This is a genomic window from Polynucleobacter sp. IMCC30063 (assembly GCF_021395235.1).
GTDB lineage: Bacteria > Pseudomonadota > Gammaproteobacteria > Burkholderiales > Burkholderiaceae > Polynucleobacter.
This window is the reverse complement of sequence record NZ_JAJVCQ010000002.1, coordinates 225089-243179: the sequence shown is the minus strand read 5'-3', so window position 1 is coordinate 243179 and position 18091 is coordinate 225089. Positions and strand designations below refer to the sequence as shown.

Sequence of the window (18091 nt, the reverse complement as noted above, 5' to 3'; positions counted from 1 at the left end):
TTTCTCCGATGCAACATATTCACTCATGCGATATAAACCCCGAACAGGCCTATAAATTGCTGGCTGGCATTGTTGTACCGCGCCCAATTGCTTGGGTTACCACTTTAGGCCCTCTTTCCGGTAAAAAGCGAATTATTAATCTTGCTCCCTATAGTTGCTTTACTTTTGTTTCAAACAAGCCGCCGATGATTGGCATTAACGTTGGCCGTAAAGATGGAAAAATGAAGGATACAGCGCGAAATATATACGAGCACGGTGAGTTTGTGGTCAATATCGCTGATGAAACCATGATAAGCATGATTCATGAAAGTGCTGTAGAGCATCCGCCGGAATGCAGTGAAGCTGAATTACTAGGGCTAACAACCATATCCTCAGAAAAAGTGAAGGTTCCTCGTCTGACAAACGTGCCCGCAAGCATGGAGTGCCGTTTTCACTCTGCGACATCCTATGGTGATACCGGCTCTGAATTTATTGTCGGGGAAATCGTGGTTTTTCATATTCGCCCAGATTTAATTCAGAATTATAAAATTGATAGTGCTCAACTACGTCCAGTCGCACGCCTAGGTGGGCCAAACTACGCTGGACTAGGATCAGTAATTTCGCAAAAGTCGATTTTTCAAACACCCAAAACAGTAATTAAATAATCTGCTCCATTTCCCCTAATGCTGAGATTAAATAAGCTTCAACCACTTTGTCTGGCCGAATTCGCGTGAGCTCTTGCGCATAATTATTCAACTGTGCGCGATACTGATCTGCTCTGGCCTGTGTTTTAGCATCACCGGCTAAAGGAATCGTCAGCTTAAAATCCAGTATGACTAAGCGATCGGAAAATTCTACTAAGCGGTCCAGGCGAAAATTTTTACCGCTAGTACTCACAAGATCCAGTTCATTCCATGCGGCAATCCACTCACCAGACGTGAGGTAAGTCTTAAGTGCCGGTACATTTAATACGGTTCGGGCGCGCTCGAGCGCGCGAGCTGCAAGCTCAATATCAATATTGAACCAAACAGCAAGCTCTTGCACATCGGGCAAATTAGCGGGTGTAACACCGGTTTGCATGGAAAAGGACTCCATTAGCCGGTGAAAATGCTTACCTTGCTCCAAAATATCCGGATTGAATTCAGCCTCTTCTGCTGCAGAAGCAAAAGCATCTAAAACTATGCCGTCTTCAATCTTGCCAATTAACTGCTGATGGTGAGCTTTTGCCGCCTCCCACTTGATTTGAAAATCATCGATTGAGAATGCTGCCTCGGCCTGATTTTTATCTTGCGGGATCTTTTTTTCGTTTCTACCTATAGCTACTCTTACTGGCGCTAATAAAGTCTCTTCAAGCAAGGGTAAATTACCTTGAAGCGCCCTGCTGTACCACGATTTTTCATCAACACCTATGTCATTGCCTTTGGAATGAGCCACCCCACTAATCCATAAACCCTGTTTAGCGCGAGTCATTGCCACATAGAGTAAGTTCCAATTTTCATTTTTAGCAATCACCAATTCTTTATCACGAATTTCCCTGCGGGGACTAGTTAAAGTATCTAAGGTGTACATCGATAAATGACTTGGACTAGTTTGATTTGAAGGCCAATCAAGCAATACCCCGCGGTGCTCGTGGGTGCCTGCAGTATGGTTTGCATCGAGCACCATTACGAATGGGGCCTCTAGACCTTTGGCGCCGTGAATCGTCATTAAGCGCACGCGTTGCTGGTGCTCCTCTTCCAACATATCATTTAGCGCATCGGTATCTCCAAGGTTAAAGTCAACCTCCCCCTCATCGGGAGTTTCATCGTCATCTCCGCGTCGTTGCAAATTTATTTCGGCAATAAAGTGACTTAAGCTTGGATAACGACCGCCGTCTAGATTTAGTGCAACATGCATAAATGCATCTAAATTAGCAAGTACTTGCGGGCGGTCAATTGTTTTTGATGCCTGCGCGTATCGCATCCGCAAATCGCGCTCATGAAAAATACAATCCAATAAATCATGCACTGGCAAGCGCTCACCCAATATTCGCCAATGCTCTAAATAACGCGCAGCCTGCTGAATCTCATGATCTGCTGAATGTTGTAAGGCATCCCACCAGGAGCGATAAGTTTGCGTGGCCATCGCACTAGCTAAAATTTGCATTTGCTCTTCACTAAAGCTAAAAAGTGGGCTTCGTAATACTTGGGCTAGGGGTAAATCATGCCGAGGCGTGACCAAAATGGTCAGTAAGGCGATTAAATCATCTACCTCAAGGGTATTCAGCAAACCCCCAAGGCGAGAGCTTTCAAAAGCAAGGCCCGCTTCACGCAGCGCAAGTTCAAATTGCGGGATATATTTACGCCGTTTTACGAGAATTAAAAAATCGCTAGGTTGCGGTTTTCGCCAAATGGGCTCAACACTATCTGTGTCCAAAACCATTCGGGTTTGCAGCACATGATGAATAAGTTCAGCAATTCTCTTCCCTTCGGTATAACGCTGCAGAACATCAGCAGTTTGCCGAACATCGACAATTGCCGCTTCAAAAGCGCTACCCTTCCGCGGGGAAGCCTCATTAACATCCAGCGGAATTAAGGGCAACAATACTGCCTCACCATGTAGTGAATATGGCATCTTTAAAATAGCTTCATCTGGCTTACTGGCATCATCTAATTGAATAGGTGGCGTATTCCAAGTCGTAGTTTGACTAACAAATGGATAGCCCTCGGGCAACTGATCACGCATAAAAATAGCATTAACAGCCTTATTTACTTTCATGGCATTGCGGCGAGTAGTATTTTGCTTTAAGGTCACCGCCTTTAATTCTTGCTGCAGAAAATTTTCAGCCTCCTGAAATAATCTAGGATCAGCGCGGCGAAACCGATAGATCGATTGCTTCGGATCGCCAACAATAAAAACGCTAGGCTTCGATTCATCATTGCCATATCCATCAAGCCACGAGCGCAAGATTTGCCATTGCAAGGGATTCGTATCCTGGAACTCGTCGACTAAAATATGTTTGTATTTAGCGTCTAAACGGGCTTGTAAATAAGCCGCATTAACTGCGTGGTTCATGAGCCGACTAACGTCAATTTCCAAATCATCAAAGTCACGCACACGCAATGCTTCTTTACTTTGTTTTAGATGCTCCATCATTGCTGCACTCATTGCAAACCAGGCTTGATTTAACGCATACGCAACTTGATCTTTTTGCCATGAGATATAAGCAAGGCAGGCTTCACCCCAAGATTGCTTAATACTAAGTATTTTTTCTGCTGCAATGCCAAGTTGTTTTAAGTAAGCTTTTAAAGGAGTTGAAACTATATTATTGTCACTGCGAATATAATATTTTTGCGTCAAAAAAATAAATTGAAATTGATGAATTACAGTCATTAAATCATCGCCTTGCACTTTGCATGCTATGGCGAGTTCGAGCGCAGGTATTGATTTAGCATCGGTAGCTGTGCTATTACTAAAACACTGTAGCAGTAAATCTAAATCTGCTTTGATATTAGGTGCATTCCACAAGGCTAAAAGTGGGTTAGGTTTTTTTACCAGCGGTAAATCTTGTTCTAACTGCTGCAATGGTGTAATACCTTTTTGCGCACATGCTTCGGCATAGAACGCCCATGCACCTCTTTGTTTAAAGAGGCTGTAGTGCCCAAGTAAAAATTGCTGAGTCTCGTGTGCACCTAAATGTGCCAAGAGTACGTCATAATGATTTTTTAAAGTGACGGGTAAATCCCCCCACCAATCGTCGAGACACTCTGCCTGCAAACGCTTGCTATCTTCACGCAAACTAAAGCCCGGCTGAATTCCTGTAGAAATTGGTGCGGCACCTAATAACCTCCCAAACCAGCCATGAAAAGTATCAATCACAATCCCTTGCGGACTAGCTAAAACCTTGGCGTATAAAGCCCTTGCTTCTGGCAATGCAGCAGTAGCCTGTGCTGCACTTAAACCCCGCTTAGTTAGCTCATCAAGTAATTGCGTATCGCTAGCTCGGGCAAATTGTGCAAGCAAACCATACAGGCGAGCGCGCATTTCTTGTGCGGCTTTACGTGTAAAAGTTAAGGCTAAAATTTCTTGCGGTTTAGTACCTGCCAGCAGTAAACGTACCATGCGGGCCACTAATAACCACGTCTTCCCGCTACCAGCGCAGGCCGAAACCACTACACTGCGTTGCGGATCGCATGCAAGCGCAACATCAAATTGGATTGGCGAAGCGGCGTTTAAATCACTCACCATACCCCCTTGCGACAGATGCCGCGTGCCTCGCAATACAAGCACACCCCGTCAGGGGCAAAAGCTGTCAGCGTTGCGCCCGACCATAACTGAGTCAGATCTTCAGTGAGTTGCTCATTAAACTCGCTCATGAGTTCAGGCATTTGCTCAAGTGTTAACGCGCGTTCTACCTCTTCTTGTCCAGCTTTAATAGTCGGTCTTAAGGCAACCCATGCAGCCAGGTTTACTTGATGCGCTGGAAAAAGCCGACTTTCATTGGCGCCGCGCGCATAAATTAATAGCTGGGGATCTTCTAAAATACTTTCAGCACGCGAAATAATTTTATCCAGACGCTGATGCTTATAGTCAATCACCTCGGCACTTTGGTTATGGATATTGGTATCAAACCGGTCAGCGCGTCCTTCAATGCGCATGGCTCGCTCAATCCCATTGCTATCTTGAAACATTAAATCAAACCCTACGGGAGTCTCGGCATTCATGAATTGCCAACCATTTGCCTCACGTGCTAATTGCCAATCAACAAAACTGGGGATTTGTTTTTGCCAATCGCGTAAGACGCCTAAGACTCTGGCATCACCATCAATTAAACGTTTAAAAACCTGCTCAGAAATTTGCGATAAATTTTGTAGCATCCATTGGCGTCGTACTACCAGATTTTTCTCAAGATCCAGATGTGTTTGCATTTCAGCACTTTTAAGTGCGTCATAAAATTGCCGCAATACCTTATGCACAGTTTGTCCTGCTAAAGAAGCATCAAAACCCTCTTCGAAGTCGCGTAGCTTTCTGAGGTTTAATAAACTGCGCACATAATATCGGTAAGGGCAATCGCGTAAAGCCCGATAAGCGCTGGGACTCATTGATAAGGGCATCGGCAAGTCGGGGCTTAAACGCGCGCTGGCCATTTGTAAAGGCTGGGCTTTACCAGCACGAAGATTAACCCTTGCTGGCTGTACTTGCCAAAGCGGAAAGTCCAGCTGTAAACGCTGAATCCAGGGTGAAGGTCCCAATGGTTCTGCTTGATTCGTTTTGCTTTGCCACAGTAAATCTACCTGCGGGCAACTCATTAATAATTGCGACAAATCTTTAGCCTGTTGAATGTATTGCGCAGTAATTGTTGAGCTCTTCAGAAAATAATTTAGTGCCTCTGAAAAAAATAAAGGGGGGTCTGCATAAGCAGGTAGCTGCTGCTCATCGCAGCCTATTACCACTACGGCATCGAATTGGCGTAGACGCGTCGAGCTTAATGGCAAAATGCTCAAGCTCGCAGCTGCTTCCCTTCCAGACTCTTCATAAGCAGCTTCTTCAATTACCGTTTTTAATAAACTCAACCATTCGCCCAAGCGCATTTTTTGATTTTTATAATCACTTGAGCCCAAATCAAAGCCATGTATAACATTTAATAATTGTTGACCAGCAGAATCTTGCTCTAAACCTTGAGCCATTCCAAATATTTCTAAATCTGCAATCAGCGCTTCGTACGCAGTTGCACAACTTAACTTTAATTTCTGCCAAGTATTTAAGCGCCCACGAATACATTGCACTAATTGCAGCAACAGTGGGTTTGGTGCCGTGGTTGACGAATATGCCGAGACCCCTTCAATTGCCAAATAAAATGTTTCCCATCCCGCTTGCGCTTGTCGCGCAATGAAAAGGTCTTCTAGCTCGGCTACTAAGCCAGCACAATTCTCTGGAGATTGCCCTAAGCAATGCGGCAAATTTAAAAATGGATTTTTTAAAAACTCTAAAAGATCTAACGCACTTGGCCCTTGCTCGGGCGCCCGCAATAAAACCAACCAACTATTTAAAGCTGCAGCAGCGCGGGTAGTAGATAGTTTCCAGCCCGTTTCATCGAGAATATTCAGCGCGGGCCCAAGGCGCGCCAATAAAGCGCGCGCGCGACGAGCTGCTAAACGATCTTGGGCGACCAAAGCAATCTTGGTTTTGCCAGCCATCACTTGCTCTTCAATACTGCGGGCTGCAGCCCATGCCAGCTCTTCAAAACTGCGCGCAGATATTAATCGCCAATTTTTCATTGGCGCATGAGCTAAATTGTGTGCAATGTGTTCGGCAGTTTGGGCTTCATGGTTTTGCTCAAGCCGCTCTGCGGATATCGCAGCAAGCGCCTCGGGCCACAGGGCTACGGTTTGCCAAGCCATTTCAATTTGCACAACTACTGCATGCTGCGCATAATCATTTAAAAACGCTTGCACTATATCTTGTTCAATGGGTTTAGCATCGGCGGTTTGCACCCAAATCAGCGGCCGTGCATAGACTCCTTGCCCTGCGCTTCTCAACTCTTTTGCTGCTTGTAAATGCGCTGCCATGGCAAAATGCCGCCGAAATATGGGATCGCCTACGCCACTTAAATAACGCCAAAAATTCAGTAAGACCTGCGCCTCTTTATCAACCACTTGCCGGGCTAAAACTGGGTATGCTGCAGCTAAAGCTTTTTCTAAAATAGGTTCTAGGGTGGCCAACCAAGTGGCAGAATTTTGCGTTGATAAATCGAGGGCTTTTTGTAACTCGGGCAAGGCAGCTGCTGATAAGGTGTCGCAAGCCTCAATAATGGCTTGGGCTAAACCCCAAGTACCCGCTTCGCTGTCTGCGGTAAACCAAGCTTGTAATTGTGGGTGTTTCTTAAGGGTTGTATACACCGCCAACCAACGGGTCAAAGCATTTTGCGCTGGCGGTAAAGACCAAATTTTGGGTGCAGCCTCTAACCAATCGTTACTACTCATTACTTGAGGCAAGAAGGCAATTCCAGGTTGAACACTTGCACTTAAGTCTTGAGGGCGATACCGCTCAAGACCAGCTCGCAAGCCAATTACAGGCCCTGCCGTACTGAGTACAACCAAAGGGCGTTGACCCGTTTGTACTGCGCACTGCCAAATCCCTTTTGCCAAAGTCTCTAAAGCAGTGCCGTTCGGAGCTACCTGCCACGCATGAATGGTCGCAGCGTTGCTAAATGTGGGCATTATTAAGTGGGGAAAGGGTGGGTTCATTAAATGCTAATATAAGCCTTGTAACGCTACCCATCTATCTATTGAAGGAATTTTCATGAGTGCCGGCATTAAACATGTTAGTGACGCATCTTTCGAACAAGATGTGCTGAAATCGGATAAACCTGTACTGCTCGATTTTTGGGCAGAATGGTGCGGGCCCTGCAAAATGATTGGCCCCATTTTAGAAGAACTTTCCCAAGAATATGGCGATAAATTGCAAATTGCCAAGATGAATGTTGATGAAAATCAAGGGGTTCCAGCACAATTTAATATTCGTGGCATTCCCACCTTAATTCTGTTTAAAAACGGGGCTGTAGCCGCTCAAAAAGTCGGTGCATTGGCAAAATCGCAAATGACCGCGTTTATCGATAGTCATATATAAAGTCTAGACTTTCATTAGCTCACCCATTGATCTAATCAGGGCTGAGCTGATGAAATACCGTTTTTTTTCTATTATTTGCCTTTTTTAGTGTAGTATTCACCCTCAATAGCGCTGTTTTCAATACAGCCACCCCCCCTTAGTTCCCCTCTCCCCCCATAGTTTCTTTTTAAGCTCTCTCCCCTCCCTAAATCTCGTTTTCCTGATTTCCTCTTAATTACTCTGATTTACCCACCGAAAATCTATGCAACTTACTGAACTTAAAGTCCTCCACGTTTCCGCTCTGCTTGAAATGGCAGCTAGCCTTGAAATTGAAAATACCCAACGGATGCGCAAACAAGAGCTAATGTTTGCGATTCTTAAAAAACGCGCCAAAACGGGCGAATCTGTTTTTGGTGATGGCGTTCTTGAAGTTTTACCTGATGGTTTTGGTTTCTTACGCTCACCCGAATCGTCATACATGGCCTCGCCAGATGATATTTATATATCGCCAGCGCAAATTCGCCGCTTTAATTTACACACTGGCGATGGCATTGAGGGCGAAGTACGGACGCCGAAAGATGGCGAGCGTTACTTTGCTTTAGTGAAGGTTGACAAAATTAATGGTCTTCCCCCAGAGGCGCTTAAAAACCGCATCATGTTTGAAAACCTAACCCCCCTACACCCTAATCGCACTATTCATTTAGAGCGTGATATTAAAGCGGAAGAAAATTTAACCGGCCGCATCATCGACATGATTTCGCCAATTGGCTTTGGTCAGCGCGGTCTTATCGTGTCGTCACCGAAGTCTGGTAAGACGGTGATGATGCAACATATTGCGCATGCCATTTCAACCAATTTCCCAGATGCTATTTTAATTGTGCTGTTGGTAGATGAGCGCCCTGAAGAGGTTACTGAAATGCAGCGCTCAGTACGTGGCGAAGTAGTTGCCTCCACCTTTGATGAGCCAGCAGTACGGCACGTACAAGTTGCTGAAATGGTAATTGAAAAAGCTAAACGTTTAGTCGAAATGGGCAAAGATGTCATCATCTTGCTGGATTCGATTACCCGTTTAGCGCGCGCCTATAACACCGTAGTGCCTTCCTCTGGTAAGGTGCTCTCAGGTGGTGTTGATGCGAATGCCTTGCAACGCCCCAAGCGCTTTTTCGGTGCCGCCCGCAATATTGAAGAAGGTGGCTCTTTAACCATCATCGCTACCGCCCTAATAGAAACAGGTAGTCGTATGGATGACTTAATTTATGAGGAATTTAAGGGTACTGGCAATATGGAAGTGCACCTCGAGCGGCGTTTAGCCGAGCGCCGGGTCTACCCCGCAATTAATCTCAATAAATCGGGCACCCGCCGCGAAGAGTTGCTAGTCAAAGCTGAAAACCTGCAAAAAATCTGGGTATTACGTAAGCTGTTGGCCGATATGGACGAAATTGAAGCAATGAACTTTATTGTGGATAAGCTTAAATCGACCAAAAATAATGCGGAATTCTTTGATTTAATGCGTCGCGGGGGCTAAATTCCCTGGCCTCAAAAGGGCTAAAGTTCGCCTTTCCCATTGATTTCATGGCATAATTTTGCTTTCCCAATAAAACCTGGATAAGTATTTCCCCCTCTTTAGTCTTTTTAGGCTGAAATTAAGGGCTGAAACGGCTACCCGCTAAAGGACTTAATATGAAACCTGGCATTCACCCCGATTACCGCGAAGTCGTCTTTGTCGACGTCTCGAATAACTTTAGCTTTAAAACCCGCTCTACCATTGCCACAAAAGAAAAGATTAAATGGGAAGACGGTCAAGAGTATCCCTTGGCTAAAGTAGAAACCTCATCTGAATCACACCCCTTCTATACTGGCACCCAAAAAATTATGGATACCGCTGGACGGGTTGAGAAATTCCGCCAGAAATTTGGTAGCAAAGCGGTTGCTAAAGCAACTGGTGATGGCGTTGCTAAAACCGCAGAAAAGAAAGCTGCCGCTAAAGAAGCAAAAGCAACTGAAAAACCAGTGGCTAAAAAAGTGGCCGCTAAAAAACCCGCTTAATTTTGCTGGGGGTAAGCAGCACATCCCCCGCGGTAGAAAAAAGGCAGCCTGTGCTGCCTTTTTTATTGGAAAACCTAGAGTAGTCGCTATAAAAGTGCTCGTTATTAAAACTGAAAACTTGAAATTTTTAAAATTGTGTAACTGATGGTTAAACTTACCGCCGCTTCTACCGCTTCGATTCCGCGAGTCATTATTTTTTCGCTGACTTTGGTATATGGCTTAGCTGGTCTTTTTGAGCGCGATCCCTGGAAGAACGAAGACGCAATTGGTTTTGGAGTGATGTGGACTTTACATCACGGCGGTCTCCAAGATTGGTTGGTGCCTCATTTGGCAGGACGCGATGCCTCGATGGGTGCACCTCTTCCCTACTGGTTAGGCGCCCTTCTAATGGATTGGTTTGGTCCCTTCGTTGGCTTGGCCAACGCTACCCGTATCTATTCAGCGCTCTGTTTTTTTGCTGCTGCTTTAGCAATTTGGTATGCCAGTTATTTGCTAGGCCGACGCCCTGAGGTGCAACCCATGAGTTTTGCGCTTGGTGGACAACCGCATGCCAAGGAATATGGCATGACCTTGGCCGATGGCGCGCTGCTTATTTTCTTAGCCTGTGTCGGCATTGCCCAGCAAGCTCACGAAACCACGCCAATGATGGCACAACTCATGGGTGTAAGCCTGATGCTCTACGGCACTATTCGTGGCTTAGATAAGCCATGGCAAGGGGGCATCTGGACAGGCCTTGGGCTTGCTATTGTGATCCTCTCGGGTAATTTAATCATGGCGGCTTTATTAGCCATTGGCACTGCTAGCGCAGTTGCCGCAAGTAATGCTCGTCTGCGCTTTCGTTGGTCGATTACATCGATTGTCTTAGGAATCATTGGGCTTATCTTCTGGCCATTACTGTGGCTCTATTTTGATCTCAGCGCGGCGCAACAAGCCAATGCACTCGAGGGCTGGCTGAATTGGCCACTCATGCAAGCTTATCCCTCATATAAATCCCTCAGTTTTTTAAGTATTAATTTTTGGCTCTATGCATGGCCAGTTTGGCCTTTAGCACTCATTGCCTTAGTGCACTGGGTTGGGCAAAAAAAAGCCGGCTCATGGCGCGCACCCCATATTTGCATTCCATTGGGTATTGCCTTGGGTGGTCTCCTATATAACTTATTTCGTACTGAAGCCAATGATCATGATTTAATTATTTTGATTCCACCTCTTTCAGTATTAGCGGTTTTTAGTTTGCCCATTTTGAAACGCAATCTCATTAGCTTTATCGATTGGTTTGCCATGCTCAGTTTTACTGTGATTGGCTTCATGATTTGGCTCATTTGGTTTGCCAAAATAACCGGCTTTCCAGCAAGTACGGCAAGTAATGTTGGGCGCTATATTCCGGGCTTTCAAGCAGAATTTAATCTCACCACCTTTATCGCTGCCATCATTATTACTTCTTTATGGGGCTTAGTAATCCGCTGGCGCACCTCGCGCGCGCCTAAAGTCATTTGGCGTTGTTTAATTATTTCGGCTTCAGGCACTACCCTCATGTGGGTTTTATTAATGACCCTGTGGTTACCCACTATTAACTATGCTAAGACCTATCAATACGTGGCTCAACGCTTAACTCAAGCCGTACCCAAAGAGGCCTATTGCATCGATACCACGCATTTGGGGTACTCGCAATTAGCTTCATTTGATTATTTCACCCGCCTGCCATTGCGCGATGATCTCAATTGCCCGTGGCTTCTTACCCATAACCCCAATGAAGTTCAAGGTTTGGGTCACTTAAATCGAGAAAAGTTAACTTTACTTTGGGAAGACCGTCGTGCGGCTGACCGCGATGAGCGGTTGCGCCTCTATCAAGAACAATTGCAGTAGAACGCGCGGGTACTGCAGATGATTCATTTTAAATTAGCGCGTTTACGCGAAGATGTCCCGGCTATTTTAAAGTTGGCTACCCCTATTTTGGTGGGTCAACTAGCTGTTATCGCTTTTGGCGTACTCGATACCGCCATGACTGCGCGCTATTCGGCTGAAGATTTAGCGGCCCTAGCGATGGCTTCAGCAATCTTTATTAGTATTTATGTTGGCTTAACGGGCATTGTCTCTGCTTTAGCACCTATAGCAGGCCAACTCTTTGGCGCAAAGCGGTCTCATGAAATTGGCGAAGAAGTAAGACAAGCAACCTGGCTGGCTATTGGTTTAGCAATTTTGGGATGCGCGGTTTTACTTAATGCCGACTATCTCCTAGACCTTGCCCATGCAAACGCTGAGATTCATGCTAAAGCAAATCTGTATTTATCGATCTTAGCTATTGGCCTGCCGGCCAGTTTAGGCATGCGGGTTTTAATGGCACTCCATAATGCCGTCTCACGACCGGCAGTCATTACTGCCGTCCAACTTGCTGGGCTAGCCTTAAAACTACCTCTAAATGCTCTATTTATTTACGGTGGACTGGGGATCGAGGCGATGGGTGGGCCCGGCTGCGCAGTTGCTACTGTTATTGTTACTTGGTTATGGCTGTTGGTCACTTTAATGATTGTATGGAACGGTAAATTCTATCGACCCTTTGCAATCTTTAAGCAATTGAGTTGGCCTAACTTACAACGTATTTGGACCATCTTGAAGTTAGGCGCGCCCATTGGTTTTAGTTATCTAATTGAAGTAACTTCATTTACGTTTATGTCTTTGTTTATAGCCCGTTTTGGAATTACCGCTCTAGCAGGACACCAAATTGTGGCTAACCTTGGCACTGTCATCTATATGGTGCCGCTCTCACTTTCGATTGCCACTATGACTTTGGTTTCACAATCGATTGGGGCCAATCGCCAAGATCGTGCCGAAGAAATTGGCTGGTCTGCCGTCACCTTTACTACCTTATTATGTATTGCAATCGGTATCGCAGTGTGGTTTCTGCGTATGCTTTTGCTAGACCTATACAACCCACCCGCAGCAGTAAAACAATTTGCCATTCCTTTGTTTTTATTTATAGCTTTATATCAAATATTCGATTCTTTACAAGTTACCGCAGCATTTATCTTGCGGGCTTATCGCATCGCCTTTCTACCAATGATTATTTACGCTGTGTCTCTGTGGGGCGTGGGTTTAGGTGGCGGTTATATTTTGGCATTTAACATGACTGGCTCTGTTCCCTTATCGATGCAAGGCGCAAGTGGCTTTTGGTTGGCCAATAGCATTAGCCTTGGCTTAGCAGCTATGCTCTTACTATATTTATTTAGAAGAACCGCTGAACGGTTTGAATTAACGCATCCGGCTGTTGTAACTTAAGATTAAAAAATCAACAAGCCAATTAAAGTATTGAATCATTCAGCAATCATCGTTTTGTGCTTCTAGCGCTGGGTTGGGAAGCTTGGTACTTGGTTACCCTTAGCATACATGCATTGTTGATAAGCAATGTTGTATTGGGTTTGTGATTGATTTTGTTTGCCTGCTGCGTTTGCTGCTCCCATTGCTGCGCCGCCCAATAAACCCACTCCTGCGCCCGTTCCCACATTTTGATGATTACCACCTTGAATAACAGCGCCAGCAACTGCCCCTAACGCAGCGCCAACCGCAGCACTAGTTGCCCCCTCTTTCAAAGCTGCATTCGATGTATCCACGGTGGAGCTGGTAGCGTATTGTTTGCATTCTTGATCTTCTTTTTGAAAGACATCAAAGGGTTTGCCTGCTCTTGGCATTACTGCTACCGTTGGGCCAGTTGGGGCTGAAGTACATGCGGCTAAGCCAATAACAGTAGCGGCTACGCCAAAAGCCGAACAAATTAAACGTTTCATTAAAGACCTTTAAATAAATTAAAAATTGCGCTACTGCGGCTTTACTTCATGAGCCCCAGAGGGCGGCATAGCAGGTAGCACCTGCCAATCGGTTGCACAAGTTTGCACATACGGAAAATAAGCTTTACTCGGCGCGCAGTAATACCAAATGTTAGGCTGGGGCTGAGAAACCATGACCATAGGCTCAGGTGGTGTATAGACCACAGGAGCAGAATAGGGATAAGCCGGCGGCCCATAAAAACCCGCCCCTACAAAAACAGGGGCAACCGCATATGGGTAACCCCAACCATAGCCGTAACGAAAGCCACCACCATAGCCGTAAGCAGGTCCACCGCGCCAGCCAACGTTCCATCCAGCACTGCCTCCGTTACCACCTCGCCACCCACCATAGTGTGCGCCAGCCTGCACAAAGCTAGTATGAGATAGACCTGCAAGCCCGCAGATAAGCGCTAAGATAGTAAAAGTGGATTTCCCAAAAAAGCCATGCGGATCAAATTTAGATTGGGTTGAATTAGGTTTGAGCTTTTTTTGCATAATCTCTCCATAAATTCGGGGTTAGTCGTCAGTATTTATTCTATGCTGATCAGCTATTAACGGCTGAAAAGATACTACGCTGACAAAGCACTTCATTTAATCCCTCAAAAATAGGCCTAATCGGCCTTAGCCCCCGACTTTTTCACGATTCCAGTCCATTTTTCTCGTTCTTGGTCAATAAAGCGTGCTAATTCTGTGGGACTATTCGGTGCAGGCTCGAGCCCACTTGCCCTTAATTTGCTCTGTACAACAGGCTGCATCAAGACTTCTTTAGTCAGTCGGCTTAAGCGAGTTTGTATTGCAATAGGCAGACCCGCAGGCCCTACCAAGGAAAACCAAGAAACCGCTTCAAAACCTGGTAAGCCTTGCTCTGCAATAGTCGGAATATCGGGTGCAGCCGCCGAACGCCTTAGCGAAGTAATACCAATTGCGCGTATTTCACCCGCCTGAATTAATGGTAATGCTGAAACCAGATTATCAAAAGCCATACTGATGCGCCCGCTAACGAGGTCAGGTAAAAATTGTGCCCGCCCCTTGTAGGGAATATGCCGTATTTGTATTCCAGTCATTTCCTTTATTAGTTCACCCGACATGTGCAAAGAAGTACCCGACCCCGATGAACCAAAAGTCAGCTGATTAGGCTCGGTTTTGGCTAGGGTAATGAGTTCACTTAAATTACTGACCCCTAATTTTTTATTCACTACCAATACATTCGGGGTGCTAGCTAAAAAACTAATGGGTGCAAAATCACGGACAGGGTCATAGCTCAATTTCTCGTAAAGCACGCCATTAATTGCATGGATGCCAACGGTGCCAATTAACAAGGTATAGCCGTCAGCATCGCTTTTAGCTACATAGTCGGCGCCAATATTGCCACCAAAACCTGGGCGATTTTCAACTAAGACGTTTACTCCCAGAGTCTTCTGCCAACTTTCAGCCAAAATACGCGCCAATGAATCGGGAGCACCCCCAGGCGTAAAGCTCACGACCAGATGAATTGGCTTTTTGGGCCACAGCATCACGTCGCTTTTCTGGCTACTAGCACTAGCACTAGCATTTTTATGCGCATTCGCTTGCGAAAAAGCTACTGTGCTCAGCAGGCAAAAAACTAAGCTCAACAATAAACTTGCAACTATTTGAAAATGTTTTTTCACGGGTAAATTAACTTATACCAAGCTGATGTGCTAGATCGAGAAAATCTTTAGCATGAAAATCAGTCCAAGTCTCCACCTGCATATCTTGACGCAAATGATTGGGCCCGTGCTCAAAGGGTCGCTCAACAAACGCAGTTTTAAGACCTAGTTTGTGGGCCGCTAATAAGTCGTCTTTATGGGTAGCCACCAGCATGACCTGCTCGGGAGCAATATCAAAGGTTGCCGCTACCCCTAAATAGGTTTCTGGATCAGGCTTGTAATGACGAAACACTTCGGCTGACAAAATTAAATCCCACGGCAGCCCCACATTTTTCGCCATCTCGGCCAATAAGCCTAAATTCCCGTTCGATAAAGTCACAATAGTGTATTTGCTTTTGAGCCGCTGTAAACCCAGTACGGTATCGGGCCACGCGGCTAGCCGATGCCACACCAAATTCAAATCTTTTTTCTGCGCCTCATTCAGTGCATCAACCTTGAACTCAATTAGCACTTGATCCAGAATCATCCGATGTAAATCGTCGATACGCGTCCAGGGCAACTCACCCGAGCGCACACGGGCCATAGCGGGCTTATAGCCATTACGCCAAGCAGTGGCAAATGCTAATGGATCAACATTGAGATCAAATTGAGAAACTTCTTTTGCAATAGACCCATGCCAGTCAACGACGGTACCAAAAACATCAAAGGCCAAAACACGAATTGCGCCTACATTACTCAAGGCTTGCATAGGAGTTACCATATTTAAAGCAAGGATTGCCGAAGGTTCATTATCTCATCCCCATCCAAAAATAAGTGCAGTTTGATAAGTAATAAAAGAGGCTAAATAAGCTAAGCCAAATAAATAGCCAAGCATAATCAGGGGAATTTTCCAACCACCTGTTTCGCGCTTCACTGCTGCAATGGTCGAGAGGCACTGCGGCGCAAAGACAAACCAGGCCAATAAAGAAAGTGCGGTGGCTAAACTCCATGCGTGGGAAATTAACGGAATCAGAGATTGACTAGCTTCAGTATTAACTACAGATAAAGCATAAACAGTCGCCAATGAACTCACCACGACTTCACGTGCAGCCATGCCTGGCACTAAAGCTATGCTAATTTGCCAATTAAAACCAATCGGTTGAAGAATAACTGCCAATGTTTTACCTAACATGCCCGCAAGGCTATATTCAATCGGCGCACCACTAGCATTTGGTGGTGGGGCAGGAATACTAGAGAGCGCCCATAGGCATACTGTAAGCACAAAAATAACTCCGCCTACCCGTCGCAAAAATATTTCACATCGCTGCCATAAACTAATCAGTAAATTACCTAAACGGGGCAAATGATAACTCGGCAGCTCCATCATTAAAGCATGTACTTGAAATTGCTTACTGGTAAAGTGCTGCAAAACCCAAGCCACCGCCATTGCGCCAACAATGCCCACAAGATACAGAAAAAATAATACGAGACCCTGTAAATCAAGGCCCGCCCATAACTTTTGATTGGGAATAAAAGCAGAAATTAATAAAGCATATACAGGTAAGCGCGCTGAACAAGTCATCATCGGAGCAATTAAAATGGTTACAAGACGATCTCGTGGATTAGAAATACTCCGCGTAGCCATGATGCCCGGAATAGCACAAGCGAAACTTGACAACAAGGGAATAAAAGAGCGGCCCGATAAGCCAACTGTCGCCATTAAGCGATCTAATATAAAGGCAGCTCGTGGTAAATAACCCGACTCTTCGAGCAGCAAAATAAAAAAGAACAGGATTAAAATTTGCGGTAGAAATACTAATACCCCTCCTAAACCTGCCAAGATGCCATTGATGAGCAGGCTACGTATCCAAGAATCTGACATATGGGAACTGACTACTCCCGCCAAAGCATCAATTACCCACTTAATTGCTTCCATCGGCAGGGCAGCCCAACTAAAAACGGCTTGAAAAATTAAAAAAAGTATTGCTACAAGAATCATGGGGCCGAATATTGGCTGCAGCAAAATACGATCGAGACGATCGGCTAATACATCAGGCACCACTTCGTTGAGTGCGAGCTTTTCTAGTATTTGATGAACCCGCAGATTATCGGTTTCAGTGTGATTGAGTAGGCTATTAACTTGTGCAGTTCCTGTAGTTAGCCGAGATAAATTCGACCAGTCCAGCTCATCTAAAAAGTGCTTCAAGTCATCAGCCCCGTGTGGCTTGATGCCAATGGTCGAAATCACCGGCAAACCTAACTCCGCCGATAAATCAGCAAGCTTAATTTTTAAACCCTTGCGCTGGGCAATATCTGCCATATTGAGCAAAACAATACAGGGTAAACCCAAGCGTTTTGCTGCTAACACTAACCGTAAGTTTCTGCGTAGATTTGTAGCATTTAATACACATAAGACTAAATCGGGGCGCTTTTCGCCTTCGGCACGACCGAGCAGCACATTGCAAGTTACTCGCTCATCAAGCGAACGGGGATACAAGCTATATGCGCCCGGTAAATCTAGAATGCGGATGGCTTTACCCGAAGGCAGTGTGAGGCGCCCTTCTTTACGTTCAACGGTGACGCCAGCATAATTCGCCACTTTTTGCCGACTACCGGTGAGCAAATTAAAGAGTGCTGTTTTGCCGCAATTAGGATTACCCAATAACGCTAACAGCGGATCGCTATCAAAAAAATGAATCTTGCTCGATTTCATTGAGAAATAATTGCCACCTCAATCAATTGAGCCTCGGCGCGCCGTAAAGCAAAAGTTGAAGTGCCAATTCGCACCATTAAAGGGTCGCCCAGCAAGCTGCGCCGCAATACAGTTACCTGCTCGCCAGGCAAAAACCCAATATCTTCTAATTGTTGGGCTAATTCAGGCTTATTACTCGGCGCATTTACGCGCTCGACTTGTCTTACTAAGCCAATGGGAAGCTGGTTCACAGTGATGGATTTCATGGTTGTTTCACACTAACAAGCTAGAATCACGCAAGCATTTCATATGCCGAAAATTGTTATCAAGAATCATTATCATTATAAGCTATTCTATTGAGA

At 45.4% G+C, this 18091-nt stretch carries 14 protein-coding genes; 6 read left to right on the top strand and 8 right to left on the bottom strand.

All coding sequences use genetic code 11. From position 1 onward, the window contains the following. Positions 1-8 precede the first annotated feature (8 nt). On the top strand, positions 9-644 hold the full coding sequence (locus tag LZG75_RS05840) for a flavin reductase family protein (protein ID WP_233936140.1): 636 nt from the start codon (positions 9-11) through the stop codon (positions 642-644). On the opposite strand, the gene LZG75_RS05835 is transcribed toward LZG75_RS05840, so the two are convergent. Then, positions 637-4203, bottom strand: a complete 3567-nt coding sequence (locus LZG75_RS05835; RefSeq protein ID WP_233936138.1) for a UvrD-helicase domain-containing protein — start codon at positions 4201-4203, stop codon at positions 637-639. The genes LZG75_RS05840 and LZG75_RS05835 overlap by 8 nt on opposite strands. Continuing rightward, positions 4200-7178: a PD-(D/E)XK nuclease family protein gene (locus tag LZG75_RS05830; RefSeq protein WP_233936135.1), complete on the bottom strand. Its 2979-nt coding sequence runs from the start codon at positions 7176-7178 to the stop codon at positions 4200-4202. Before LZG75_RS05830 ends, LZG75_RS05835 begins: the two co-directional genes overlap by 4 nt. 82 nt (positions 7179-7260) lie before the next feature. Here LZG75_RS05830 and trxA point away from each other — a divergent pair, with 82 nt between their 5' ends. From trxA to LZG75_RS05805, 5 genes are all read left to right on the top strand, one after another. Further along, positions 7261-7587 (top strand): thioredoxin TrxA, encoded by a 327-nt coding sequence (gene trxA, locus LZG75_RS05825; protein WP_233923936.1) that lies wholly within the window; start codon positions 7261-7263, stop codon positions 7585-7587. A 241-nt stretch (positions 7588-7828) separates the two neighbouring features. Further along, entirely contained in the window at positions 7829-9091 is a 1263-nt protein-coding gene (gene rho / locus LZG75_RS05820; protein WP_233923935.1) for a transcription termination factor Rho, read from the top strand. A gap of 155 nt (positions 9092-9246) precedes the next feature. After that, a complete protein-coding gene (locus tag LZG75_RS05815) occupies positions 9247-9612 on the top strand; it encodes a type B 50S ribosomal protein L31 (protein WP_233936132.1) in 366 nt (121 codons plus the stop codon). A gap of 144 nt (positions 9613-9756) precedes the next feature. Then, the gene (locus LZG75_RS05810; RefSeq protein WP_233936129.1) at positions 9757-11475 is read left to right on the top strand and encodes a glycosyltransferase family 39 protein; all 1719 of its coding nucleotides are present in this window, start codon (positions 9757-9759) and stop codon (positions 11473-11475) included. An 18-nt stretch (positions 11476-11493) separates the two neighbouring features. Further along, positions 11494-12885, top strand: a complete 1392-nt coding sequence (locus tag LZG75_RS05805) for an MATE family efflux transporter (protein WP_233936126.1) — start codon at positions 11494-11496, stop codon at positions 12883-12885. Between the two features lie 62 nt (positions 12886-12947). On the opposite strand, the gene LZG75_RS05800 is transcribed toward LZG75_RS05805, so the two are convergent. The 6 genes from LZG75_RS05800 to LZG75_RS05775 all read right to left on the bottom strand — a co-directional run bounded on the left by LZG75_RS05800 (position 12948) and on the right by LZG75_RS05775 (position 17995). Continuing rightward, complete coding sequence (locus tag LZG75_RS05800) at positions 12948-13391, bottom strand: glycine zipper family protein (RefSeq protein ID WP_233936124.1); 444 nt, start codon at positions 13389-13391, stop codon at positions 12948-12950. Between the two features lie 30 nt (positions 13392-13421). Beyond that, positions 13422-13925, bottom strand: a complete 504-nt coding sequence (locus LZG75_RS05795) for a hypothetical protein (RefSeq protein WP_233936448.1) — start codon at positions 13923-13925, stop codon at positions 13422-13424. A gap of 116 nt (positions 13926-14041) precedes the next feature. Next, positions 14042-15079 carry a tripartite tricarboxylate transporter substrate binding protein gene (locus LZG75_RS05790; protein ID WP_233936113.1) on the bottom strand — a complete coding sequence of 346 codons (1038 nt, stop codon included), beginning with the start codon at positions 15077-15079 and terminating at the stop codon, positions 14042-14044. Positions 15080-15086: 7 nt separating this feature from the next. Then, complete coding sequence (locus tag LZG75_RS05785; RefSeq protein WP_233936111.1) at positions 15087-15806, bottom strand: haloacid dehalogenase type II; 720 nt, start codon at positions 15804-15806, stop codon at positions 15087-15089. A gap of 45 nt (positions 15807-15851) precedes the next feature. Beyond that, on the bottom strand, positions 15852-17750 hold the full coding sequence (locus LZG75_RS05780) for a ferrous iron transporter B (RefSeq protein ID WP_233936107.1): 1899 nt from the start codon (positions 17748-17750) through the stop codon (positions 15852-15854). Further along, positions 17747-17995 (bottom strand): FeoA family protein, encoded by a 249-nt coding sequence (locus LZG75_RS05775; RefSeq protein WP_233923927.1) that lies wholly within the window; start codon positions 17993-17995, stop codon positions 17747-17749. Before LZG75_RS05775 ends, LZG75_RS05780 begins: the two co-directional genes overlap by 4 nt. Between the last annotated feature and the right edge of the window lie 96 nt (positions 17996-18091).

Excerpts from the sequence above, each read along its gene's own strand:
- LZG75_RS05840 (WP_233936140.1), top strand. The coding sequence starts at position 9 with ATGCAACATATTCACTCATGCGATATAAACCCCGAACAGGCCTATAAA.
- LZG75_RS05830 (WP_233936135.1), bottom strand. The coding sequence starts at position 7,178 with ATGCCCACATTTAGCAACGCTGCGACCATTCATGCGTGGCAGGTAGCT.
- trxA (WP_233923936.1), top strand. The coding sequence starts at position 7,261 with ATGAGTGCCGGCATTAAACATGTTAGTGACGCATCTTTCGAACAAGAT.
- rho (WP_233923935.1), top strand. The coding sequence starts at position 7,829 with ATGCAACTTACTGAACTTAAAGTCCTCCACGTTTCCGCTCTGCTTGAA.
- LZG75_RS05815 (WP_233936132.1), top strand. The coding sequence starts at position 9,247 with ATGAAACCTGGCATTCACCCCGATTACCGCGAAGTCGTCTTTGTCGAC.
- LZG75_RS05810 (WP_233936129.1), top strand. The coding sequence starts at position 9,757 with ATGGTTAAACTTACCGCCGCTTCTACCGCTTCGATTCCGCGAGTCATT.
- LZG75_RS05805 (WP_233936126.1), top strand. The coding sequence starts at position 11,494 with ATGATTCATTTTAAATTAGCGCGTTTACGCGAAGATGTCCCGGCTATT.
- LZG75_RS05800 (WP_233936124.1), bottom strand. The coding sequence starts at position 13,391 with ATGAAACGTTTAATTTGTTCGGCTTTTGGCGTAGCCGCTACTGTTATT.
- LZG75_RS05795 (WP_233936448.1), bottom strand. The coding sequence starts at position 13,925 with ATGCAAAAAAAGCTCAAACCTAATTCAACCCAATCTAAATTTGATCCG.
- LZG75_RS05785 (WP_233936111.1), bottom strand. The coding sequence starts at position 15,806 with ATGCAAGCCTTGAGTAATGTAGGCGCAATTCGTGTTTTGGCCTTTGAT.
- LZG75_RS05780 (WP_233936107.1), bottom strand. The coding sequence starts at position 17,750 with ATGAAATCGAGCAAGATTCATTTTTTTGATAGCGATCCGCTGTTAGCG.
- LZG75_RS05775 (WP_233923927.1), bottom strand. The coding sequence starts at position 17,995 with ATGAAATCCATCACTGTGAACCAGCTTCCCATTGGCTTAGTAAGACAA.